Source organism: Mycobacterium sp. Dal123C01, assembly GCF_052566995.1.
Map to the genome: position 1 here is coordinate 2,968,278 of NZ_CP199580.1, position 23,434 is coordinate 2,991,711.

Below are 23,434 nucleotides of genomic sequence, written 5' to 3' on the forward strand. Positions count from 1 at the left end.
CGTAGAACTCACCAGTAACCAATCTGCGCAGAAAAACGACCCGAATCCTTATGACACTCTTAGTACAGCCGATGCAGTCCGCCGCGCCGCTAGGTCCGCGTGAGTGGCCCGCCGACAACACACCGGTCAAGCGCTTTTTGGGCTGCGATTCAAAGCGGAATCGACCCCGAGCCAGTTGGGGCCCCGCCAGTTGGGGCTTTCAGCCGGCCGAACGAACCGATACGTGAAGACGCACACAGGGAGATACACAAGGTGACGATCCACGAGCATGACCGGGTGTCCGCTGACCGCGACGGGCATGGCCCGCATACCACCCATGCTCTGGTCGACCGTCTCACGGCCGGCGAGCCGTACGCCGTCGCGTTCGGCGGCCAGGGCAGCGCCTGGTTGGAAACCCTCGAAGAACTCGTGTCCTCGGCCGGGATCGAGACCGACATCGCAACGCTGGTCGGCGAAGCGGCCCTGCTGCTCGAGCCGGTGGAAAAAGAGCTGGTCGTGGTGCGTCCGATCGGCTTCGAGCCGCTGCAGTGGGTCCGCGCGCTGGCGGCCGAGGACCCGGTCCCGGCGGACAAGCACCTGACCTCGGCCGCGGTGTCGATACCCGGTGTGCTGCTCACCCAGATCGCGGCTGGGCGTGCCCTGGCCCGACAGGGCATGGACTGGACCACGACCCCGCCGGTCGCCGTCGCCGGGCACTCGCAAGGTGTGCTCGCCGTCGAGGCGTTCAAGGCCGCCGGCGCGCGTGACGTCGAGCTGCTGGCCCTGGCCCAGCTGATTGGTGCGGCCGGGACGTTGGTGGCCCGTCGCCGCGGCATCTCGGTTCTCGGTGACCGCCCGCCGATGGTGTCGGTCACCAACGCCGACCCTCAGCGCATCGAGGCGCTGCTCGACGAGTTTTCCCAGGATGTTCGGACCGTGCTGCCTCCGGTGCTGTCTATCCGCAACGGTCGGCGTTCGGTCGTCATCACCGGCACGCCGGAGCAACTCTCCCGCTTCGAGCTGTACTGCCAGCAGATCTCCGAGAAAGAAGAGGCTGACCGCAAGAGCAAGCTCCGCGGCGGCGACGTCTTCGCGCCGGTCTTTGACCCGGTCCGGGTCGAGGTGGGCTTCCACACGCCTCGGCTCGCCGACGGCATCGACATCGTCGGCGCCTGGGCCGAGAAGATCGGCCTGGACGTCGCGCTGGCGCGCCAACTGACCGAAGCCATCCTGGTGAGCCGGGTTGACTGGGTGGAGGAGATCACCCAGGTGCACAACGCCGGCGCGCGCTGGATCCTCGACCTGGGTCCCGGCGACATCCTGACCCGGCTCACCGCACCGGTGATCCGCGGCCTCGGCGTCGGCATCGTGCCCGCCGCAACCCGCGGCGGTCAGCGCAACCTGTTTACCGTCGGGGCCACCCCCGAGGTGGCACGGCCCTGGTCGAGCTACGCGCCGACCGTCGTGACCCTGCCCGATGGCCGGGTCAAGCTCTCGACGAAGTTCACCCGGCTGACCGGGCGCTCGCCGATCCTGCTGGCCGGCATGACCCCGACCACCGTCGACGCCAAGATCGTCGCCGCGGCGGCCAACGCCGGACACTGGGCCGAGCTGGCCGGCGGCGGGCAGGTGACCGAAGAAATCTTCGCCGCCCGCATCGAGGAGCTGTCCGGATTGCTCGAGCCGGGCCGCACCTACCAGTTCAACACCCTGTTCCTCGACCCCTACTTGTGGAAGCTTCAAGTCGGCGGCAAGCGCCTGGTGCAGAAGGCCCGCCAGTCCGGTGCCGCGATCGACGGCCTCGTCGTCAGCGCCGGCATCCCGGACCTCGAGGAAGCCGTCGAGCTGATCGACGAGCTCAACGACATCGGCATCAGCCACGTGGTGTTCAAGCCCGGCACCGTCGAGCAGATCCGCTCGGTCATCCGCATCGCGACCGAGGCGCCTACCAAAGCTGTGATCGCGCACATCGAGGGTGGGCGCGCCGGTGGCCACCACTCCTGGGAAGACCTCGACGACCTGCTGCTGGCGACCTACTCGGAGCTGCGGTCCCGCCCCAACATCACGGTCTGCGTCGGCGGCGGGATCGGGACGCCCGAGCGGGCGGCCGAGTACCTGTCCGGGCGCTGGTCGGAGTCGTATGGCTTCCCGTCGATGCCGATCGACGGCATCCTGGTCGGCACCGCGGCGATGGCGACCAAGGAGTCGACCACGTCGCCGTCGGTCAAGCAGATGCTGGTCGAGATCAACGGCACTGACCAGTGGATCGGTGCAGGAAAAGCCCAGGGCGGCATGGCTTCCAGCCGTAGCCAGCTCGGTGCCGACATCCACGAGATCGACAACACCGCCTCACGCTGTGGCCGGCTGCTCGACGAGGTCGCCGGTGACGCGGACGCGGTCGCCGAGCGCCGCGACGAGATCATCGCCGCGATGGCCGGCACGGCCAAGCCGTACTTCGGCGACGTCGCAGAAATGACCTACTTGCAGTGGCTGCGGCGCTACGTCGAGCTGACCATTGGTGCGGGCAACTCGACCGCGGACACCGCCTCGCCCGGCAGCCCGTGGCTGGCAGATACCTGGCGCGACCGCTTCCAGCAGATGTTGCAGCGCGCGGAGGCGCGACTGCACGCCCAGGAGCGCGGGCCCATCGACACGCTGTTCGACGACGAGGCGATCCTGGAGAACCCGGACACGGCGATCGAGGGGCTGCTGGCCGGCTACCCCGACGCCGAAACCGTGCTGCTGCATCCCGCCGATGTGCCGTTCTTCATCACCCTGTGCAAGACGCTGGGCAAGCCGGTCAACTTCGTGCCGGTGATCGACAAAGACGTGCGCCGGTGGTGGCGCAGTGACTCGCTGTGGCAGGCGCACGACGCCCGCTACGACGCCGACCAGGTGTGCATCATCCCCGGCACCGCCGCCGTCGCCGGCATCACCCGGGTGGATGAGCCCGTCGGCGAGTTGCTCGACCGCTTCGAGCAGGCCGCGATCGACGAGGTGTTGGGCACCGGCGCCGAGGCGAAAGCCGTCAGGTCGCGCAGACTGGGCCGCCCGGACGTGACGGGGCCACTGGCCGTCGTGCTCGACGCCCCCGATGTGCTGTGGGCCGGGCGCACCACCACCAACCCGGTTCATCGCATCGCCGAACCGGGTGACTGGCTGGTCCACGATGGATCCGAAGGTCTGCGTGCCACGCACTCATCCACCGGAGCCCGGCTGCAGGTCAAGTCCGACGGTGGGGCCGGCAACGAACAGGTCGTTCTCAGTATCCCGGTGTCCGGGGTCTGGATCGACATCCCATTCACGTTGCACGCCAACACCATTGACGGCGGCGTTCCGGTGGTCTCCACCGAAGACGCCGCCACCGCGATGCGTGCGGTCCTGGCGATCGCCGCCGGCGTCGACGGGCCGGAGTTCTTGCCCCAGGTGACCGGCAGGACGGCCACCGTGACGGTGGACTGGGACCCGGAGCGGGTCGCCGACCACACCGGGGTCACGGCCACCTTCGGTGAACGGCTGGCGCCCAGCCTCACCACCGTGCCCGACGCGCTGGTCGGTCTGTGCTGGCCCGCGGTTTTCGCGACGATCGGCTCCGCGGTCACCGAGTCCGGGGTGCCGGTCGTCGAGGGCCTGCTGAGCCTGGTGCACTTGGATCACGCCGCTCACGTGGCTGGCCAGTTGCCGGCAGTGCAGGCCCAGTTGACCGTCACCGCAACAGCTTCCGCGGCGACCGACACTGACATGGGCCGCGTTGTCCCGGTCTCGGTGACGGTGTCCGGTCCCGACGGCGCCGTGATCGCCACCCTCGAGGAGCGATTCGCGATCCTCGGGCGTACCGGCGCCGCCGAACTCACCGACCCGACCCGGGCCGGCGGCGCGGTGTCCGAGAACGCGACCGACACTCCGCGGCGACGCCGCCGCGACGTCACCCTCGCCGCGCCGGTCGACATGCGTCCTTTCGCGGTGGTGTCCGGTGACCACAACCCGATCCACACGGACCGGGCCGCCGCGCTGCTGGCCGGGCTGGAATCGCCCATCGTGCATGGCATGTGGTTGTCGGCTGCCGCACAGCACGCGGTGACGGCCACCGATGGTCAAACCCGTCCGCCGGCTCGTTTGATCGGCTGGACCGCGCGGTTCCTGGGCATGGTCCGTCCGGGTGACGAGGTCGACTTCCGTGTCGACCGCGTCGGAATCGACCAGGGCGCAGAGGTTTTGGATGTATCCGCGCGCATCGGATCGGATCTGGTGATGTCGGCTACCGCACGCCTGGCCGCACCCAAGACCGTCTACGCGTTCCCCGGCCAGGGCATCCAGCACAAAGGCATGGGCATGGAGGTGAGGGCCCGGTCCAAGGCGGCCCGCAAGGTGTGGGACAAGGCCGACAAGTTCACTCGCGAGACGCTGGGCTTCTCGGTGCTGCACGTGGTGCGCGACAACCCGACCAGCATCATCGCCAGCGGTGTGCATTACCACCACCCCGAGGGCGTTCTCTACCTGACGCAGTTCACCCAGGTCGCGATGGCGACGGTGGCCGCCGCGCAGGTCGCCGAGATGCGTGAGCAGGGCGCCTTCGTCGAAGGTGCCATCGCGTGCGGTCACTCGGTCGGCGAGTACACCGCGCTGGCCTGCGTTACCAATATCTACGAGCTGGAAGCCCTGTTGGAAATGGTGTTTCACCGCGGCTCCAAGATGCACGACATCGTGCCGCGCGACGAGCTGGGCCGCTCGAACTACCGGTTGGCCGCGATCCGTCCGTCGCAAATCGACTTGGCCGACGACGAGGTTCCCGAGTTCGTCGCCCGGATCGCGGCGAATACTGGCGAGTTTCTTGAGATCGTGAACTTCAACCTGCGTGGCGCGCAGTATGCGATCGCCGGCACGGTGCGCGGTCTCGAGGCCCTCGAGGAAGAAGTGGAGCGGCGGCGCCAGATCACCGGCGGCAAGCGCTCGTTCATCCTGGTGCCGGGCATCGACGTGCCGTTCCATTCGCGGGTGTTGCGGGTCGGCGTCGCCGATTTCCGGCGCTCGCTGGAGCGGGTCATGCCGCGCGATAAAGATCCCGAGGTGATCATCGGACGCTACATCCCGAACCTGGTGCCGCGTCCGTTCACGCTGGACCGCGACTTCATCCAGGAGATCCGCGATCTGGTCCCCGCCGAGCCGCTCGACGAGATCCTCGCCGACTACGACACGTGGCGCAGCGAGAGGCCACGCGACCTGGCGCGCATAGTGTTGATCGAGTTGCTGGCCTGGCAGTTCGCCAGCCCGGTGCGCTGGATCGAGACCCAGGATCTGTTGTTCACCGAGGAGGCGGCCGGCGGCCTGGGCTCAGAGCGGTTCGTCGAGATCGGCGTGAAGTCGGCGCCGACCGTCGCCGGACTGGCCACCAATACCCTCAACCTGCCCGAATATGCCCACAGCACTGTCGAAGTGCTCAATGCCGAGCGCGACGCCGCGGTCCTGTTCGCCAATGACACCGACCCCGAGCCGGAGGCCGAAGAGGATTCCGCCGCAGCCGTTCCGGCGTCGGCGGACGGTGCGCCCAGCTCTGACGTCGCCCCAGCCGCCGCTCCGGCTCCCGCCACAGCTCCGTCTGGGGCTCCACGTCCCGATGACATCGGGTTCGGCGCGGCCGACGCCACCCTGGCGCTGATCGCGCTGTCGGCGAAAATGCGCATCGACCAGATCGAGGAGCTGGACTCCATCGAGTCCATCACCGACGGCGCGTCGTCGCGGCGCAACCAGCTGCTGGTGGACCTGGGCTCGGAGTTGAACCTGGGTGCCATCGACGGTGCCGCCGAGGCCGACCTGGCCGGATTGCGGGCGCAGGTGACCAAGCTGGCCCGCACTTATAAGCCTTACGGGCCAGTGCTTTCCGACGCCATCAACGACCAGCTGCGCACGGTTCTCGGCCCGTCCGGCAAGCGGCCGGCCGCCATCGCCGAGCGGGTCACCAAGACCTGGGAACTCGGCGAGGGCTGGGCCAAGCACGTCACAGTCGAGGTCGCGCTGGGAACCCGCGAGGGCACCAGCGTCCGCGGCGGTGCCATGGGGCACCTGCACGAGGGTGCGTTGGCCGACGCCGGCTCCGTCGACCAGGCCATCGACGCCGCGGTCGCTTCGGTGGCCGCACGCCAGGGCGTTTCGGTGGCACTGCCGTCGGCGGGGGGTGGCGGCGGAGCGACGATCGACGCAGCCGCGCTGAGCGAATTCACCGACCAGATCACCGGCCGTGACGGCGTGCTCGCTTCGGCGGCCCGCCTGGTGCTGGGCCAGCTGGGGCTCGACGATCAGGTCAGCGCCCTGCCGGTGGCTAACGACGCCGAGCTCATCGACCTGGTCACCACCGAGTTGGGTGCGGATTGGCCACGTTTGGTGGCGCCGGTATTCGAGGCCAAGAAGGCCGTCGTGTTCGACGACCGCTGGGCCAGCGCCCGCGAGGACCTGGTCAAGCTCTGGCTGACCGACGAGGGCGACATCGACGCCCAGTGGATAAGCCTCTCGGAGAGGTTCGAGGGCGCCGGCCATGTCGTGGCCACTCAGGCCACCTGGTGGCAGGGCAGGGCGTTGGCCGCGGGCCGTCAGATCCACGCGTCGCTCTACGGCCGGATCGCCGCGGGCGCCGAGAACCCGGACCCTGGTCCCTACAACAGCGAAGTCGCGGTGGTGACCGGGGCTTCCAAGGGTTCCATCGCGGCGTCGGTGGTGGCGCGACTGCTCGACGGTGGCGGCACCGTCATCGCGACGACGTCCAAGCTCGACGAGGAGCGGCTGGCGTTCTACCGCACGCTGTACCGCGACCATGCTCGGTTCGGTGCGACGCTGTGGGTGGTCGCGGCCAACATGGCGTCCTACTCCGACATCGACGCCCTGGTTGAGTGGGTTGGTACCGAGCAGAGCGAAAGTCTTGGGCCACAGTCGATTCACATCAAGGACGCGCAGACCCCGACGCTGTTGTTCCCGTTCGCGGCACCGCGTGTCGTCGGCGATCTGTCGGAGGCTGGTTCGCGCGCCGAGATGGAGATGAAGGTTCTGCTGTGGGCCGTGCAGCGGCTGATCGGCGGCCTGTCGAAGATCGGCGCCGACCGCGACATCGCGTCAAGGATCCACGTGGTGCTGCCCGGCTCGCCCAACCGTGGAATGTTCGGCGGTGACGGCGCTTACGGCGAGGCCAAGTCGGCGCTGGATGCTTTGGTGAGTCGCTGGAGTGCCGAATCTTCGTGGGCGGCCCGGGTCAGTTTGGCGCACGCGCTGATCGGCTGGACCCGCGGCACCGGGCTGATGGGCCAAAACGACGCGATCGTCAGCGCCGTGGAGGAGGCGGGTGTCACCACCTACTCCACCGACGAGATGGCCGGGATGCTGCTCGCCCTGTGCGATGTGGAATCCAAAGTGGCCGCGGCCAGTTCGCCCATCAAGGCCGACCTCACCGGCGGCCTCGGCGACATCGAGCTCGACATGGCCGAACTGGCAGCCAAAGCGCGCGAAGAGATGTCGGCCGAGGCGGTTGCCGATCAAGACGAGCCGGCCTCCGGCACCATCGGCGCGCTGCCGTCGCCGCCCCGCGGCTACAGCCCGGCACCCCCGCCGCACTGGGATGACCTCGACGTCGACCCGGCGGATCTGGTGGTGATCGTCGGCGGCGCCGAACTCGGCCCGTACGGTTCGTCGCGCACCCGGTTCGAAATGGAGGTCGACAACGAGCTGTCGGCCGCCGGCGTGCTCGAGCTGGCCTGGACCACCGGGTTGATCCGCTGGGAGGACGACCCTCAACCGGGTTGGTATGACAGCCAATCCGGCGATCTGATCGACGAGGCCGAATTGGTCGAGCGCTACCACGACGTCGTGGTCGAGCGCTGCGGCATCCGTGAGTTCGTTGACGACGGCGCGATCGATCCTGATCACGCGTCGCCCCTGCTGGTCTCGGTGTTCCTGGACAAGGACTTCAGCTTCGTAGTGTCGTCGGAGGCCGACGCCCGCGGGTTCGCCGAGTTCGATCCCGAGCACACGGCCATCCGGCCGGTGCCCGACTCCGCCGACTGGCAGGTGACCCGCAAGGCGGGCACCGAGATTCGGGTGCCACGCAAGACCAAGCTGTCGCGATCGGTCGGGGCACAGATCCCGACCGGCTTCGACCCGAAGGTGTGGGGCATCAGCCCCGACATGGCCACCTCGATCGATCGGGTTGCCCTGTGGAACATCGTCGCGACCGTCGACGCTTTCCTGTCCGCCGGCTTCACCCCGGTCGAGCTGATGCGGTGGGTGCACCCGAGCCTGGTCGCCAGCACCCAGGGCACCGGCATGGGCGGCATGACGTCGATGCAGACCATGTACCACGGCAACCTGTTGGGCCGGAGCAAGCCGAACGACATCCTGCAGGAAGTCCTGCCGAATGTTGTTGCCGCGCATGTGGTTCAGTCCTATGTCGGTAGTTACGGCTCGATGATCCACCCGGTCGCGGCGTGCGCGACCGCGGCGGTTTCGGTGGAGGAGGGCGTCGACAAGATCCGGCTGGGCAAGGCCGAAATGGTGGTGACCGGTGGTCTGGACGACCTGACGCTGGAGGCCATCATCGGTTTCGGTGACATGGCGGCCACCGCTGACACATCGATGATGCGCGGCCGGGGCATCCACGACTCGAAGTTCTCCCGGCCCAACGACCGCCGGCGGCTCGGCTTCGTCGAGGCTCAGGGCGGCGGCACCATCCTGCTGGCGCGCGGTGATCTGGCGCTCAAGATGGGGCTGCCGGTGCTTGCGGTGGTGGCCTTCGCGCAGTCCTTCGGCGACGGTGTGCACACCTCAATCCCGGCCCCTGGCCTGGGTGCGTTGGGCGCCGGCCGGGGCGGCAAGGACTCGCCGCTCGCGCGCGCGTTGGGCAAGCTGGGCGTGTCCGCTGATGACGTCGCGGTGATTTCCAAGCACGACACCTCGACGTTGGCCAACGACCCCAACGAGACCGAGCTGCATGAACGGCTGGCTGACTCGCTGGGCCGTTCCGAGGGCGCTCCGCTATTCGTGGTGTCGCAGAAGAGCCTCACCGGCCACGCCAAGGGCGGCGCGGCGGTCTTCCAGATGATGGGGCTGTGCCAGATGCTGCGCGACGGGGTGATCCCGCCCAACCGCAGCCTGGATTGCGTCGACGACGAACTGTCCGGGTCCGCACACTTCGTCTGGGTGCGCGACACCTTGCGGCTCGGCGGGCAGTTCCCGCTCAAGGCCGGGATGGTGACCAGCCTCGGGTTCGGTCACGTTTCCGGGCTGGTCGCGCTGGTGCACCCGCAGGCGTTCATCGCGTCGCTGGACCCGAGCCACCGCGAGGACTACCAGCAGCGCGCGGACGCCCGCCTGCTGGCCGGTCAGCGCCGACTGGTGTCGGCCATCGCCGGCGGCGAGCCGATGTACCAGCGGCCGCCGGACCGTCGCTTCGACCACAGCGCGCCGGAGAAGCGTGAGGAGGCTTCGATGCTGCTGAATCCGGACGCGCGACTGGGCGATGACGAGGCCTACGTCGGATGACTCGGCCTATCCGTTAACCTGGCCAGCCATGGGCATCGTCGGTGTGGGGATAGATCTCGTCTTCATCCCTGATTTCGCCGAGCAGGTCGACCAGCCGGGAACGGTCTTCTCCGAGACGTTTACGCCCGGCGAGCGTCGCGACGCCTCGGACAAGAGTTCGTCGGCGGCGCGACACCTGGCGGCGCGCTGGGCCGCGAAGGAGGCCGTGATCAAAGCCTGGTCGGGATCCCGGTTCGCCCAGCGCCCCGTGTTGCCGGAGGACATCCACCGCGACATCGAAGTGGTCACCGACATGTGGGGGCGGCCGCGGGTACGGCTGACCGGGGACATCGCCAAGCATCTGGCCGATGTGACGATCCATGTGTCGCTGACCCATGAAGGGGATACCGCGGCCGCGGTGGCCATCCTCGAAACACCGTGAGGGCCTAGCCTGGAACACCATGAGCGATCTGGTTGAGCGTGTCCGCGACGTCTTGCCGTCGGTGCGCCGCGATCTCGAGGACCTGGTGCGGATCGAATCGGTGTGGGCCGACCCCGGCCGTCGCGACGAGGTGCATCGCAGTGCGCAGGCCGTAGCGGATCTGTTGTCGCAGGCGGGTTTTGGCGATGTTCGCATCGTCAGCGAGGGCGGCGCCCCGGCGGTCATCGCCCGGCATCCGGCGCCCGCCGGCGCACCCACCGTGCTGCTGTACGCCCACCACGATGTGCAGCCCGAAGGCGACCGCGATCAGTGGGTATCGCCGCCCTTCGAGCCGACCGAGCGCAACGGACGGCTTTACGGGCGCGGCAGCGCCGACGACAAGGCCGGTATTGCAACGCATTTAGCCGCGTTCCGCGCACACGGCGGCCAACCGCCGGTGGGTGTGACGGTCTTCGTCGAAGGGGAGGAAGAATCCGGGTCGCCGTCCCTGGGCCGACTGCTGGTCGCCCACCGCGATGCGCTGGCCGCCGACGTGATCGTGATCGCGGACTCCGACAACTGGAGCACCGAGATCCCGGCGCTGACCGTAACGCTGCGCGGCATGGTCGACTGTGTCGTCGAGGTCGCCACGCTCGACCATGGGCTGCACTCCGGGATTTGGGGTGGCGTGGTGCCCGATGCGCTGACCGTGCTGGTGCGACTGCTGGCCAGCCTGCACGACGATGACGGCAACGTGGCCGTCGCCGGTCTGCACGAAAGTACCGCCGCCGCTGTGGATTACCCGCCCGATCGGGTGCGTGCTGACTCCGGCCTGCTGGACGGGGTGTCCGAGATCGGCACGGGCTCGGCGCCACAGCGGCTGTGGGCCAAACCCGCGATCACCGTGATCGGTATCGACACCACGCCCATCGAGAAGGCGTCGAACACGCTCATCCCGCGGGCCCGCGCCAAGATCAGCATGCGCGTCGCCCCCGGCGGTGACGCCGCGGCACACCTGGACGCGTTGACCACTCATCTGCAGCGGCATGCACCGTGGGGCGCGCAGGTCAGCGTCACCCGCGGCGACATCGGTGAGCCCTACGCGATCGACGCCGACGGCAGCGTCTACGACGCCGCGCGGGCGGCGTTTCGGCAGGCGTGGGGCACCGACGCGATCGACATGGGTATGGGCGGCTCGATCCCGTTCATCGCCGAATTCGCCGACGCGTTCCCGCAGGCGAAGATCCTCGTCACCGGCGTGGAAGACCCCGCGACGCAAGCCCACAGCATCAACGAGAGTCTGCATCTGGGCGTGCTGGAACGCGCAGCAATTGCCGAAGCGCTGCTGCTGGCCAAGCTGGCCTGAGCGGGTCTACACGGGCAGGTCGCGGCGCACCTTGGCGACGCGGCCAGGAACAGATCGCACCCGGATGCGTTGCAGCTCAAGGAAGTGTTGCTATTTGCGGACCGCGAATCAGGGAAGAGGGACATGACAGACAAGTTGCCAGCCAACACCGTCGAGGACAGCTGGGGCACACAGCACTCGCGCATGGTCAACTGGCATGAGCTGGGTCCCAGCCTGACCAAAGCGATGTCAATGTCCGGCATCGATCATCTGCGGGCCATGATGAACGGTGAGCTGCCCGCGCCGCCGTTCGCTGAACTGATGCGGATGAAGGTCATCGTCGTCGAGCCGGGCCGGGTGGTCTTCACCTGCGCACCAGACGAATCGATGCGTAACGCCGCAGGCATCATCCACGGCGGGGTGGCCTGCATGGTGTTGGACACCGTTGCGGGCTGCGCCCTACAGACGACGCTGCCAGCCGGGAAAGCATTCGCCTCCGTCGAGATCAAGGTCAATTACCTCAAAGCGATCCTGCTGAAAAGTGGCCTGCTGACGGCGACGGGAACGGTGGTGAAGTCGGGTTCTCGCGTGGCTTTCGCCGAATGCGTCATGACCGATGAATCCGGAGTGCTGGTGGCGACCGCGTCGAGCACCCTGTTGATCTCCGATATCAAAGCGGCATAAGCATCCGGGTCGCCGCGCAGCTTCGTGGCGTTTGCCCGCTGGCCGCGCGACCGCTCACGTAGGACTTGTCGAAACGTCAAAACAGGCGGACAGTACCCATTAGCGGGGGCAACAAAGGAGCGCCGATGGGTAGGACACAGTTTGCTGTAGGAGCTGCGGTAGTAGTGGGAGCTGCCCTGATAAACATGCCGGCTGCGGTGGCCGCCGTGGGCGATGCCGTCGTATACACAGTGGCTTCGGATGCCCCACTGGCGGTGGTGACGTACTACGACGCAACGGGGGTCATGCAGAGGGTGACAAATCAGCCCGTTCCGTGGTCCTTCTCGTTTACAAATAAGGACGCTAGTGCGACGTCGATGCTGGTCGTGACCGCGAATCCCACCGGCCAGAAGACGACGTGCACGGTCAGCGTCAATGGAACGGTCAAGGACACACAGTCCAAGGCCGGAGCAGGTGAAGACAACATGGTCCAGTGCTCGACGATGGGTAACCCGTAGCATCTAGCCCGCTCGCCGAGGTGTCGCTGCGGGTCAACCCTGGCTGATGGAAGATACGACCATGGCGGCACGACCGAGGCCAGGTTGGCCGGGCGCGGTGTTGGTGGTTGGCGCATTACTGGGTGGCGGAATCGCTGTGGCCGGCCCCGCGCACGCGGGGGCCGATGAGTTCCTCAACGACATCAACAGCGTCGGCATCGGTAATCGCGACGACCCGCACAACTTCGACCTGGTGGGGTTTGGCAACGCCATCTGTTGGCGGCTCTACACCGGCGAGGCACCCGCCCAGATCGCCGATTCGGTGTTCGCCAACTCTCGTACCGGTAAGCAGGCGAACCTCACCCACGATCAATCCGACGCCGCGGTCCGCTTTGCCCATGCCGACCTCTGCCCGGACGCGGAGCCGAAGTCCTAGACGTGCAGGTCGCGCCGACCGCATACTGCTCATATAGGCAGCGCAGCCAATCGTCCGCAGGAGACGCCACCGTGAGCACGGAAGACACCCTGACCGGCAGTGCCGACAAAGCCGGCAAGACCAACCGTTACCACTTTGATCGCCACACCCCGGAGTACCGCGAGCGGTTCGCCGAGGTCACCGAGGAGATGCACGCCAGGTGCCCGGTGGCGTGGACCGATACCTACGACGGCCACTGGGTCGCCGCGGGCAGCCGGGAAGTCTTCGAGCTCGCTCGATGCCCGCACGTGTCCAACGACCGCGACGTCACCGGTGAAGGCTCCGGCTATAAAGGCATCACCATTCCCACGCTGCAGCAGGCCGCCGGCGTCCGTGGCGGCATGCTCGAGATGGATGAGCCCGAGCACAGCGCGTACCGCAGCATCCTCAATCCGTACCTGTCGCCGGCCGCGGTGAAACGCTGGGTGCCCTTTGTCGATGAGATCGTGCGGGCGAGCATCGACGAGAAGATCGAAGTGGGGCGAATCGATTTCGTCGACGATCTCGCGAACATCACTCCCGCCGTGCTGACGCTGGCGATGATGGGCGTTCCGCTGAAGAAGTGGACGCTTTATTGCGAGCCGGCGCACGCCGGCGTGTACACACCCGCCGATTCCCCGGAAGCCCCAAAGGTGGCGGAGCAGACGGTCGCGATGGGAATGGATCTGTTCAACCACCTCCTCGAGATCCGCGAGAACCCACGCCCCGGCCTGGTGGACGCGCTGGCAAGACTCCAGATCGACGGCAAACCAGCGCCCGACCTCGAACTGCTCGGAATGCTCGGCTTGATCATCGGCGGAGGTTTTGACACGACGACGGCGCTGACGGCGCACGCACTCGAATGGCTGGGCGAAAACCCCGAGCGGCGCGAATTGCTGAGGCGGGAATCGGACACGCTGCTCGACTCCGCGACCGAGGAATTCCTGCGTTACTTCACGCCGGCTCCGGGCGACGGTCGCACGATCGCCGCCGATCTCGAATTAGCGGGCACGCAGTTCAAGGAGGGCGAGCGCCTGTGGTTGTCCTGGGCGATGGCCAACCGCGACCCTGCGGTCTTTCCCGATCCGAACCAACTGGACCTGGGCCGTAAGAACAACCGGCACTTCAGCTTTGGGCTCGGCATCCACCGCTGCATCGGCTCCAATGTCGCGCGGGTCGTGTTCAAGTCGATGCTGACGGCGGTGCTCGACCGGATGCCCGACTATCGCTGCGATCCCGACGGGACCGTGCACTATCAGACCATCGGGGTGATCCAGGGCATGCAGCACCTTCCGGCCACCTTCACGCCCGGCAAGCGGCGTGGACCGGGACTCGACGAGACGCTGGAGAAGCTGCAGCGGGTCTGCGACGAACAGGGGATCGCACGGCCGATCACCGAGTACAAGGAGACCGCCGTCATCGCCTAGACGTCTAAATCGCGCCGAAGCTTGGCGACGTGGCCGGTGGCCTTGACGTTGTACTGCGCGACGGCGATCTTGCCTTTTTCGTCGACCACAAAGGTGGAGCGGATCACGCCCGTGACCGTCTTGCCGTACATCTGCTTTTCGCCGTAGGTGCCATAAGCCGTCAGCACCTTGCGGTCGGGATCGGAGAGCAGCGGGAACGTCAGCCCTTCCGCGTCACGGAATTTGGCGAGCTTCTCCGGCTTGTCGGGGGAGATCCCGACGACGTCGAGCCCGGCATCGCTGAGGTCGTGCAGGTTGTCGCGGAAGTCGCAGGCCTGTTTGGTGCACCCCGGCGTCGAGGCCGCCGGGTAGAAGTACACAACGACACGGCGGCCCCTGTAGTCGGCCAGCGAAACCAACTTGCCGTCGGCATCGGGAAGGCTGAAGGCGGGCGCTTTGTCGCCCGGCGCTAGTCGCGGGGTCTCGCTCAACTCGGTCCCTTTCTCTTCACCGGCGCGTGGGGAGGAGCGCCAGCTGATCTAGGGTAGTGCGGGCAGGTGCATCAGCGGACTTGGAGGGCAGACACGTGGTGGACCGGGACCCCGACGCCATCAAGCAGGAGATCGACGCCGCCCGCGACCAGCTCGCGGCCACCGTCGATTCACTTGCCGAGCGCGCCAACCCGCGCCGTCTCGCCGACGACCTCAAGATTCGCGTGATCGGATTCGTGACGAAGCCCGCGGTGGCCGCCACGCTCGCGGGAGTCGGCGCCCTGGTCGTTGTGGTTGTCGTGCGCCGGGTCAGGAACCGCTAACCGCTGTCCAACATCGCGCCCGACTAGCCTTTCAACAGGCTGCGGGTGGCCAATTCGCTGAGCCACTGTTCGGAGCGCTCGGGTGACCAACTGTTGTCCTCGGTCAGCGTGGAAAAGCTGGCGTACCCGAAAAAGAACCACAACAGGTCGGTGGCCTCATCGACCGTCATACCTGGTTTCAGGGCGTCCAGGTCGGCCAGCCTGACGGCCGCCGCACGCAGACCGGCGCGGTAACGATCCGTTCCGAGGCGAAGGTTTTCGGCCGCCGCCTCGTCGAGTGGTGCCGTGGCGAGCACGATTTTCATCACGTCACCCCAGTCACGACGCATCCGGCGGGTCAGCGACGCGACCGTCGACACCACCGCCACGGCGTCCTCCGCGGCATCGATGGCGAGATACGCCTCGCCGACTTCCGGTGCCTCGGTCCACTGGTCGACCAAGGTGTGCAGTAGTCCCTGCTTGCCGCCGGCAACCGCGTACACGGTCGCAACGGCAACCCGGGCCCGCTCGGCGATGTCGTCCACTTTGGTCCCGACATACCCGCGCTGTGCAAACAACTCTCGGGCGGCGGCGATGATCGCTCGCCGCGTCGCCTCGGCGTACTCCGCGCGGCGCGACGGCGCCGGAGGGCTGGGTTTTGCCACGCAGATCACAATATCATTCTGTTGACTATAGTCATCTATTGTAATCAGAATCAGACTCTGATGAACGTAACCACCTTCTATCGAAAGGCCCGACGATGCCCACGGCGCAGACGATCTTGCACATGCCGAACACCCCGCCGTATGCGGAAGCAATCCGGTTATGGAACGGCGCAGTCGATCGTCGGCCCGCCATGGTGGTGCAACCCGAGTCAACGGCCGAGGTTGCCGCGGCCGTGCAGTACGCCCGCGCCAACGGGCTGCCAATCTCGGTGCGCGGTGGCGGCCACGATTGGGCGGGACGGTCCTTGGTGAACAACGGCCTGGTAATCGACCTGTCGCGGATGGCGCGGGTCGACGTTGACCCCACTGCCCGGGTCGCGACCATCGCCGGCGGAGCCACCGCCGCCGTGGCAGTCGCGGCAACCGAAGTCCATGGCTTGATACCGGCCACCGGTACTCACGGCCAGGTCGGCATGGTCGGTTTGACCCTCGGCGGGGGTTATGGCCACCTCAACGGCGTTGCCGGGCTGGCGCTGGACAACATGGTGGCCGCCGAAGTCGTGCTGCCCGACGGCCGCATCGTCACCACCGACGCTGAGCATGAGCCTGACCTGATCTGGGCACTGCGCGGAGGCGGCGGCAACTTCGGCGTCGTCACCGCGATGCAGGTGCGGCTGCATCGGATCGAGTCGGTGTTCGGGGGCGTCATGATGTACTCCTGGCACGAGGCCGAACATGTGCTCCGCGCCTATAACGAACTCGTCCCGACGATGCCCGATGAACTCACCGTGCAGATCGGCGTGGTCAGCGGTCCGGACGGACGGCCCGCGGTCTTTCTGACTCCGGTCTGGTGCGGCGCCGCCGACCCGTCGGCCTGGCTTGAGCGCCTGGGCAGCCTGGGCACCCCGGCGGTGCGGCAGATCGAGGCGATGCCGTACAGCAGGCTGCTCACGCTGTTCGATCCCTACATCGCCTGGGGTCGCCACTACGAACTGCGCACTCGAACGCTGCGAAACTTTGGCCCCGGCACAGTCGACGCGCTCATCCACGCGGGTAATGCCCGTAGCTCTGTGCATTCCGGGATCGCGATCCATCACTGCCACGGAGCGTCCACCCGGGTGCCGCTGCAGGACACCGCGTTCGGCATCCGTGAGCCACATTTCGTCGTCGAGGTTGTCGCGGCCTGGGACCCCGCGGACGAGGCAGAACCCCATCGAGAATGGGCCGACCGGGTCTACGACGACCTTGCGCCACACGCCGTCGAGGGGGGATATCCAAACCTGATCGGCCCCCAGCATGCTGCTCAAGCGCGAAGGTCTTACGGCCCGAACGCAATCCGGCTAGCCAACCTGAAGCGTCGCTATGACCCGGACAACGTGTTCAACGCAACGACTCTGCCCGACGATGGGCGGTGCTAACCCTTCAGCTCGCGGTACGTCGTTTGACGCCGCTGTCGACGTGCACCGGGAGGTCGTCAGCCCACGGCTGAGCGGTGACCATGTCGTCGACGTCGACGTGGCCGCGCTCGAATTCACCCGTCGCCGCATCCACGAGCCGATACTCCTGCCGCTGTTTGTGGATGGGCTGGGCGTCGAGAATCACCACCCGTACGTCGCCGGGCTCGAACCCACACCGTTCCTGGAGCGCCTCGATGAGGCATTCGTTGTGCATGTGCCCGTCGCCGAAGTTCCACCCGAGAACCATGGCGCACAGGACCTCGCCCTCGCACAGGTTGTAGTCGTCCTCGTCGTAGCCCGCCAGCGCGCGGTGCACCAGCGTGAGTAGCGCGCGCCCGTGGGTGTTCATCCCACGGAACGCCAGAGCCAGGTGCAGCGGGATCAGTGTTTCCTCTTTGGTCTTGTACAACCGCTCGAGCTGCAGGTGCTGCATCGGGCCGAGCGCGTGGGAGCCGGTGCGGAACTTCTCGTCCACCGACGGCTTCACGCACCACACCGTGGTGTCCCAGTTTCCGGCGTAATAGCGCATGCCGGGCAGGAACGAAACCTTGCGCGGGTACAGGTTTCCCAGGACCACGACACCGGCAATGACCGCGAAGAGCACGATGGGCCAGGGGCTGGTCAGATCCGACAACCCGATGGGCGCGTGGGCGACGAACAGCCACAGCACACCGAAGATCATGAAGACGTTCCACTCCAGCGGCACGCCCATCGGGAAGGCCAGCAGGATGTTCAGGTGGAACACGACCATCACGAACGCGGCGATCGTCGTCGGCCAACCGCCGTGTGAGAAGAGCAGTGCCAGCGGCACCAGACCTTCGATCGCGGTGGAGAAGTGCGCGATGACGCCCGACAGCGCGCTCGGCCTCAGGTCGTCGGGATAGCGCTTGAACAGCGACCGCTTGAGCACTCCGGACGGGATGAACGGGTTGTTGGCCAGCATCGTCGAAATCACGAACGGGAAGTGCTTGTTCAGCTTTGACGTGGCCGCGCCCAGCCAGATCACCATGAAGACGAGCTTGGCGCCGAGGACGATATCGGTCCCGGCGAACAGGAACACCAGCGCCAGCGGCCCGTACACCTCGGCGCGAGCGGCCAGGAAGATCACCTTGTCGCGCAAGCTGATCGCGGCCAAGACCACGAGAATCGCGACGGTCTGCCACCGCGGTAGCACCCCGATCACCGTGTCCAGAGCCGGAATTGGGCCACTGCCGTCGGACACCAGCGCCATCGCGAGCAACACGAGCAGGGCGCCGTAGACCAATACGTCGAACGGCGTCCGGTCGACGCCTTTGGTCAGCGGTACCCGGTCGGGCCAGGGTGGCAACCGGATGGTGCCGGGCCGCAGCCAGTACAGGATCGACCCCATCGGCGGGAAGTAACGCCCGGCCAATGGCCCGAAACAACAACCGAGTCCGACGACTTCGAACAGCATGGTGAAGAGCACGGCCTTCTGGAACACGATCGGCTCCGACCACCAGGCGCCGACGTCGGTGAAGCCGCCGATGCCGTTGGTAGTCCACGCGAAGAACCAGCCGCCGAGGATGTAGAGCGCGATCTTCACGCCGTACATCACGTGCATCACCAGGGGAGTGCCGAATCCGTTCTCGGCGATGTGGCGCGTCATTGGGACGATTCGCTCGGCGCGGGTGCCTTTGCTCCACTCGGGCAGGTCGACGACCGGGAGGTTGGGCTTGATGAACCCCATTGCAGCTCCTTCGACAACGGGCGCCAGTCCTGGCACTAACCGCTGTCAGAAGAAACTACCCGGAAGCCCAGGTGTCTTGGCAGTGTTTGCTGTGACGGTGGTCGTTGAGCCTTGCGAGCGGTGGCCGGGGATTTGGCGATCGGGTAATGGGTATTGGACTGGTACTAGACAAATGAGGAGTCCACGATGAGCGATGGCAACGACTTCAACGAGCGCAATATCGCCGAGTTCCGCGCCAACCACGGTCGCGTGGGCGGCCCGTTCGAGGGTGCGCCGATCGTGCTGCTGCACACCGTCGGTGCACGCAGCGGGAAGCCGCGGACCAACATAATGATGTACCTGGCGGACGGCGAACGGTATCTCGTCTACGCCTCGAACAACGGTGCCGACGACAACCCTGCTTGGTACTGGAACCTGAAGGCCAACCCCGATGCCCGCATCGAAGTCGGCGACGACATCGTCGACGTGCACGCCACCGAGCTGCAGGGCGCCGAACGGAACGACAAGTACGCGCTGCAGGTCGAGCGGTATCCGGGATTCGCTGAGTATGAGCGTAAGACGTCGCGCACCATCCCAGTTGTCGCGTTGACGCCTACCGGTGAGGCGAAGCCGCGCGAATGAAACACGGTGCGCGGTGATGTGAATTCCGCCGTACCTTCTCGCAGCCATCGTGCCCGCTGGCATCTATGGAACGAAGGTCCGCGGAAGTCCTTGGCCCCCTTGATGTCCGGAAGCACCGAGTTACTGGACTGGCCGACCGCGCAGATCGGGGCACGCGCGGTCAGCGTTCGCTGCCGTGTGTCTACCCACTGGAACTAGGCTGTGCGAATGAGCCTGTTGGAGATTGCGCGCTACTGGTCGCACCATGGCTAGGCCGGCCGGACGGCGCCCGCGCATGACTAGCAGAGCCGATGATGTGCTGCGCGTTGCGCAATGGACGACAGGAAATGTCGCCGCCGAAACAGTAAAAGCGGTGTTGGCGCGTCCCGACCTCGCACTGGTTGGCGCATACGCATACTCGCCAAACAAGGTTGGCGTCGACGTTGGAAGGCTGTGCAACCTCGGCAGAGACCTCGGCGTTCACGCCACCAATGACGTCGACGCACTCTTGGGCCTCGAGCCGGACTGCATCGTCTACACGCCGCTGTGTTTCGACGTTGTCGAGGTGCAACGGATACTGCGGGCCGGGGTCAACATCGTTACCAGCGCGGAGTTCCTGACGGGCATCAACCTGGCTGGCAGCGATCGGGCCGCTATCGAGGCCGCAGGCCGCGACGGCGATGCCACGATATTCGGCAGCGGCATGAACCCGGGATTCGCCCAGATGGTTGCCGCCATCTCCAGCGGCATATCGACCAATGTCCGCAAGGCGTCGATGACGGAATCCGTGGACGTGTCGCAGTTCATCGGTGACGCGAACTTCCAAGCCGTCGGTTGGGGCCGGCCTCGGGGCGACCCAGGCCACGCCGACGATGTTCGCCGGGGCACCGTCGTGTTCGCCGAAGCCGTCGACGTCTTCGCCCGCATGATGCGAATCGACCTCGATGAGATCCGCTGCGACGTCGAATTCGCATACGCCACCGACGACGTCGTGACCGACGGGGTATCGATACCGGCCGGACACGTGGGTGGGATGAACGTGAAGTGGTACGGGACCGTCAACGGGGGCGAGGTCCTTTGCGTCAATCAGCGTTGGGTTGCTACCCACTCGCTGGACCCGGCCTGGACCGTCGAACACGGCTACCGCATTGAGGTCATCGGAGATCCCAGTGTGTACGTGAAGATCGACATGATGCCAACCGCAGAAGATCTGGCTGACCTGACTCCTGAACGGATGCGCGGCATCGGACTACGCATTACCGCCGCTCCGCTCGTCAACGCGATACCAGCGGTCTGTGCGGCGAGGTCAGGAATCGCCACCTACGCTGAGCTGCCCGCCACTCCGCCCGTCTACTCGCGCAGTAGCAGCAGCACTACTAATACGGGGGTGGTGGTGCTAACAGGGTGCCCGCCCGGCTGAGCCGCTGGGCTTACCACTTTGTGCGCCGTCAGGGTTTCGAACCCCGGACCCGCTGATTAAGAGTCAGCTGCTCTACCAACTGAGCTAACGGCGCCTTGGTCGGCCGAGACCGCGTTGCGACTTTAACAGGCATCCTGTCGCCGAACGAAATCCGTAGACCATCCCAGTGTAGAGGCTGAGTCGCGGGCGAGCCTTTTGCCTTGCGTACCGCCGTGCTCCTGGCTTAAGGTCACGGGCTGGTTAAACGAGCCATTGTTGCCATGGGGACGGCCCGGAACCCATTAGAATGCTTGCAACCATTCAAGGTCAGCGGTGACCTACATAAGCAGAATAATTTGGAAGGTCACTTGATGACGCCTTTGCGCAGACGTCGATCGTGGCTCGTTGTAGCCATGGTGATGTTTGCTGTGTTCGGTGTCGCCTGCAGCAGTAGCCACAGCGCCGCGCCGGCGAAGGTCATCTTCGACAAGGGCACACCGTTTGCCGACCTGCTGGTCCCCAAGCTCACTTCCTCGGTGTCGGACGGTGCTGTCGGTGTCACTGTCGATTCGCCGGTGACGGTCAACGTTGCCGATGGCGTGCTGGCGTCGGTCACGATGGTCAACGACAACGGCAGGCCGATCAACGGCCAGCTCAGCCCCGATGGGTTGCGCTGGTCGACCACCGACCAGCTGGGCTATAACCGGCATTACACGCTCAACGTGAAGGCGCTCGGGCTCGGTGGCGCTGCGAGCCGCCAGATGAGCTTCTCGACCAGTTCGCCTGCTCACCTGACGATGCCCTATGTCGCTCCAGGCGATGGCGAGGCGGTGGGAATCGGCGAGCCGGTCGCGATCCGGTTCGACGAGAACATCGCGGACCGCGCCGCGGCCCAGAAGGCCATCGTCATCACCACCAATCCACCTGTCGAGGGTGCGTTCTACTGGTTGAACAACCGCGAAGTACGTTGGCGCCCTGAGCATTTCTGGAAGTCGGGAACGGCCGTTGACGTGGCAGTCAACACCTACGGCGTCGACCTGGGCGACGGGATGTTCGGCGAAGACAACGTCAAGACGCACTTCACGATTGGCGATGAGGTCATCTCGACCGCCGACGACACCACCAAGATGGTGACCGTCCGGGTCAACGGTGAAGTCGTGAAGACCATGGCGACGTCGATGGGCAAGGACAGCACCCCGACGGCCAACGGTTTCTACATCATCGGTGGCCGGTACCGGCACATCATCATGGACTCGTCGACCTATGGGGTTCCGGTCAACTCGCCCAACGGATATCGCACCGAAGTCGACTGGGCCACGCAGATGTCCTACAGCGGCGTATTCGTGCACTCCGCGCCGTGGTCGGTCGGCGCGCAAGGCCATACCAACACCAGCCACGGCTGCCTGAACGTGAGCCCGAGCAATGCCGAGTGGTTCTACGACCACAGCAAGAGCGGGGACATCGTCGAGGTCGTCAACACGGTCGGGTCCACCCTTCCGGGCACCGAGGGTCTGGGTGACTGGAACATCCCCTGGCCGCAGTGGAAAGCGGGCAACGCCAACACCTGACGCCAGCGTCGATGCTGACATCGCAAGGTCGTTGCGCCGCAACGCAATAGGTGGCAATTGGGCGTCGGGTCAACGATCGACGCGTGCCGATTCCTGTGGCCCCTCGAATCGGCAATGGCGCTACCAAAACAAAAGGTCAGAGGGGCTAGACACCCCTCTGACCTGTGGGGTGAGTGACGGGACTCGAACCCGCGACATTCAGGATCACAACCTGACGCTCTACCAACTGAACTACACCCACCATGGCCGCGAGCCGAACACGCGGCGACTGTCGATACTAGCGGTTCGGTGGCTCGGCGGCCGAATCGATTGTTGCCGGTGGGCCCTCTTCGCCCTCTAGCTCGGTGACCACCGCCGCGATTTCGCTGGTAGAAGGCCCTGGCAAGGGCACGAACACGGTCCGCCGATAGAACTGCAGCTCGCGGATGGATTCGCGGATGTCGGCCAGCGCCCGGTGGGTGACCCCTTTGGTCGGCTGCCCGTAGTAGATGCGCGGGTACCAGCGACGGCAGAGTTCTTTGATCGAGCTCACATCGATCATCCGGTAGTGCAGAAACGAGTCCAAAGCGAGCATGTCGCGCGCAATGAACGAACGATCGGTGGCGATCGAATTGCCCGCCAGCGGCGCTGCCTTGGGTTGCTTCACGTGCTTGCCGATGTAATCCAGCACCATCGCCTCGGCGGCGGCCAGGTCGACGGTGGATGCCCGCACCTCGTCGATCAGCCCCGAGCGAGTGTGCATTTCGGTAACCACGTCGATCATCGACGACAGGGCGGCATCGTCGGCGTGGATCACCACGTCGACACCATCGCCGAGAATGTTCAGATCGGCATCGGTGACCAGGGCGGCGATCTCGATCAACTTGTCCGAACCCAGATCCAACCCGGTCATCTCGCAGTCGATCCACACCAATTCGTCATGCACAGCGCTCAGCGTAAGCCCACATGAGCCCTGTGGATGCCGCCCCCTGGCAAGTAGTG

The 23,434-nt window shown here is 66.1% G+C and carries 16 protein-coding genes and 2 tRNA genes; 12 read left to right on the top strand and 6 right to left on the bottom strand.

What is annotated here, in order from left to right; translation table 11 throughout:
* Nucleotides 1-252 precede the first annotated feature (252 nt).
* From ACTXG5_RS14190 to ACTXG5_RS14220, 7 genes are all read left to right on the top strand, one after another.
* Nucleotides 253-9,498 (top strand): fatty acid synthase subunit beta domain-containing protein, encoded by a 9,246-nt coding sequence (locus ACTXG5_RS14190; protein ID WP_445159425.1) that lies wholly within the window; start codon nucleotides 253-255, stop codon nucleotides 9,496-9,498.
* A 28-nt stretch (nucleotides 9,499-9,526) separates the two neighbouring features.
* Nucleotides 9,527-9,919, top strand: coding sequence for a holo-ACP synthase AcpS (gene acpS / locus ACTXG5_RS14195; RefSeq protein ID WP_445159426.1), 393 nt, complete (start codon nucleotides 9,527-9,529; stop codon nucleotides 9,917-9,919).
* Between the two features lie 19 nt (nucleotides 9,920-9,938).
* Nucleotides 9,939-11,264: a dipeptidase gene (locus ACTXG5_RS14200; RefSeq protein ID WP_445159427.1), complete on the top strand. Its 1,326-nt coding sequence runs from the start codon at nucleotides 9,939-9,941 to the stop codon at nucleotides 11,262-11,264.
* Between the two features lie 123 nt (nucleotides 11,265-11,387).
* Nucleotides 11,388-11,927, top strand: a complete 540-nt coding sequence (locus ACTXG5_RS14205) for a PaaI family thioesterase (protein ID WP_445159428.1) — start codon at nucleotides 11,388-11,390, stop codon at nucleotides 11,925-11,927.
* 185 nt (nucleotides 11,928-12,112) lie between these two features.
* Nucleotides 12,113-12,424, top strand: coding sequence for an MmpS family transport accessory protein (locus ACTXG5_RS14210; protein WP_445159429.1), 312 nt, complete (start codon nucleotides 12,113-12,115; stop codon nucleotides 12,422-12,424).
* Nucleotides 12,425-12,485: 61 nt separating this feature from the next.
* Nucleotides 12,486-12,839, top strand: coding sequence for a DUF732 domain-containing protein (locus tag ACTXG5_RS14215; protein ID WP_445159430.1), 354 nt, complete (start codon nucleotides 12,486-12,488; stop codon nucleotides 12,837-12,839).
* 71 nt (nucleotides 12,840-12,910) lie between these two features.
* A complete protein-coding gene (locus tag ACTXG5_RS14220) occupies nucleotides 12,911-14,284 on the top strand; it encodes a cytochrome P450 (RefSeq protein ID WP_445159431.1) in 1,374 nt (457 codons plus the stop codon).
* Here ACTXG5_RS14220 and bcp read toward each other — a convergent pair.
* A complete protein-coding gene (bcp, locus tag ACTXG5_RS14225) occupies nucleotides 14,281-14,754 on the bottom strand; it encodes a thioredoxin-dependent thiol peroxidase (RefSeq protein WP_445159432.1) in 474 nt (157 codons plus the stop codon). The genes ACTXG5_RS14220 and bcp overlap by 4 nt on opposite strands.
* Nucleotides 14,755-14,849: 95 nt before the next feature.
* Between bcp and ACTXG5_RS14230 the strand changes: the two genes are divergently transcribed.
* Entirely contained in the window at nucleotides 14,850-15,077 is a 228-nt protein-coding gene (locus ACTXG5_RS14230) for a DUF3618 domain-containing protein (RefSeq protein WP_445159433.1), read from the top strand.
* Between the two features lie 23 nt (nucleotides 15,078-15,100).
* Here the strand turns inward: ACTXG5_RS14230 and ACTXG5_RS14235 are convergent, their stop codons facing one another.
* Nucleotides 15,101-15,721, bottom strand: coding sequence for a TetR family transcriptional regulator (locus tag ACTXG5_RS14235; RefSeq protein ID WP_445159434.1), 621 nt, complete (start codon nucleotides 15,719-15,721; stop codon nucleotides 15,101-15,103).
* A 95-nt stretch (nucleotides 15,722-15,816) separates the two neighbouring features.
* Here ACTXG5_RS14235 and ACTXG5_RS14240 point away from each other — a divergent pair, with 95 nt between their 5' ends.
* Nucleotides 15,817-17,139 (top strand): FAD-binding oxidoreductase, encoded by a 1,323-nt coding sequence (locus ACTXG5_RS14240; RefSeq protein WP_445159435.1) that lies wholly within the window; start codon nucleotides 15,817-15,819, stop codon nucleotides 17,137-17,139.
* Between the two features lie 4 nt (nucleotides 17,140-17,143).
* Here the strand turns inward: ACTXG5_RS14240 and ACTXG5_RS14245 are convergent, their stop codons facing one another.
* Nucleotides 17,144-18,886 (bottom strand): DUF3556 domain-containing protein, encoded by a 1,743-nt coding sequence (locus ACTXG5_RS14245; RefSeq protein WP_445159436.1) that lies wholly within the window; start codon nucleotides 18,884-18,886, stop codon nucleotides 17,144-17,146.
* Between the two features lie 186 nt (nucleotides 18,887-19,072).
* Between ACTXG5_RS14245 and ACTXG5_RS14250 the strand changes: the two genes are divergently transcribed.
* Nucleotides 19,073-19,507, top strand: coding sequence for a nitroreductase family deazaflavin-dependent oxidoreductase (locus ACTXG5_RS14250; RefSeq protein ID WP_445159437.1), 435 nt, complete (start codon nucleotides 19,073-19,075; stop codon nucleotides 19,505-19,507).
* Between the two features lie 274 nt (nucleotides 19,508-19,781).
* Nucleotides 19,782-20,906 (top strand): NAD(P)H-dependent amine dehydrogenase family protein, encoded by a 1,125-nt coding sequence (locus ACTXG5_RS14255; RefSeq protein ID WP_445159438.1) that lies wholly within the window; start codon nucleotides 19,782-19,784, stop codon nucleotides 20,904-20,906.
* A gap of 21 nt (nucleotides 20,907-20,927) precedes the next feature.
* On the opposite strand, the gene ACTXG5_RS14260 is transcribed toward ACTXG5_RS14255, so the two are convergent.
* Nucleotides 20,928-21,000, bottom strand: a tRNA-Lys gene (locus ACTXG5_RS14260).
* A 256-nt stretch (nucleotides 21,001-21,256) separates the two neighbouring features.
* Between ACTXG5_RS14260 and ACTXG5_RS14265 the strand changes: the two genes are divergently transcribed.
* Entirely contained in the window at nucleotides 21,257-22,453 is a 1,197-nt protein-coding gene (locus tag ACTXG5_RS14265) for a L,D-transpeptidase (protein ID WP_445159439.1), read from the top strand.
* A gap of 165 nt (nucleotides 22,454-22,618) precedes the next feature.
* On the opposite strand, the gene ACTXG5_RS14270 is transcribed toward ACTXG5_RS14265, so the two are convergent.
* A tRNA-His gene (locus ACTXG5_RS14270) sits at nucleotides 22,619-22,694 on the bottom strand.
* Nucleotides 22,695-22,730: 36 nt separating this feature from the next.
* On the bottom strand, nucleotides 22,731-23,378 hold the full coding sequence (gene orn / locus ACTXG5_RS14275) for an oligoribonuclease (RefSeq protein ID WP_445159440.1): 648 nt from the start codon (nucleotides 23,376-23,378) through the stop codon (nucleotides 22,731-22,733).
* Between the last annotated feature and the right edge of the window lie 56 nt (nucleotides 23,379-23,434).

Bases quoted from the DNA above. Each gene is read 5' to 3' on its own strand.
- acpS (WP_445159426.1), top strand. From the start codon at position 9,527: ATGGGCATCGTCGGTGTGGGGATAGATCTCGTCTTCATCCCTGATTTC.
- ACTXG5_RS14200 (WP_445159427.1), top strand. From the start codon at position 9,939: ATGAGCGATCTGGTTGAGCGTGTCCGCGACGTCTTGCCGTCGGTGCGC.
- ACTXG5_RS14205 (WP_445159428.1), top strand. From the start codon at position 11,388: ATGACAGACAAGTTGCCAGCCAACACCGTCGAGGACAGCTGGGGCACA.
- ACTXG5_RS14210 (WP_445159429.1), top strand. From the start codon at position 12,113: ATGCCGGCTGCGGTGGCCGCCGTGGGCGATGCCGTCGTATACACAGTG.
- ACTXG5_RS14215 (WP_445159430.1), top strand. From the start codon at position 12,486: ATGGCGGCACGACCGAGGCCAGGTTGGCCGGGCGCGGTGTTGGTGGTT.
- ACTXG5_RS14240 (WP_445159435.1), top strand. From the start codon at position 15,817: ATGCCCACGGCGCAGACGATCTTGCACATGCCGAACACCCCGCCGTAT.
- ACTXG5_RS14245 (WP_445159436.1), bottom strand. From the start codon at position 18,886: ATGGGGTTCATCAAGCCCAACCTCCCGGTCGTCGACCTGCCCGAGTGG.
- ACTXG5_RS14250 (WP_445159437.1), top strand. From the start codon at position 19,073: ATGAGCGATGGCAACGACTTCAACGAGCGCAATATCGCCGAGTTCCGC.
- ACTXG5_RS14255 (WP_445159438.1), top strand. From the start codon at position 19,782: ATGACTAGCAGAGCCGATGATGTGCTGCGCGTTGCGCAATGGACGACA.
- ACTXG5_RS14265 (WP_445159439.1), top strand. From the start codon at position 21,257: ATGACGCCTTTGCGCAGACGTCGATCGTGGCTCGTTGTAGCCATGGTG.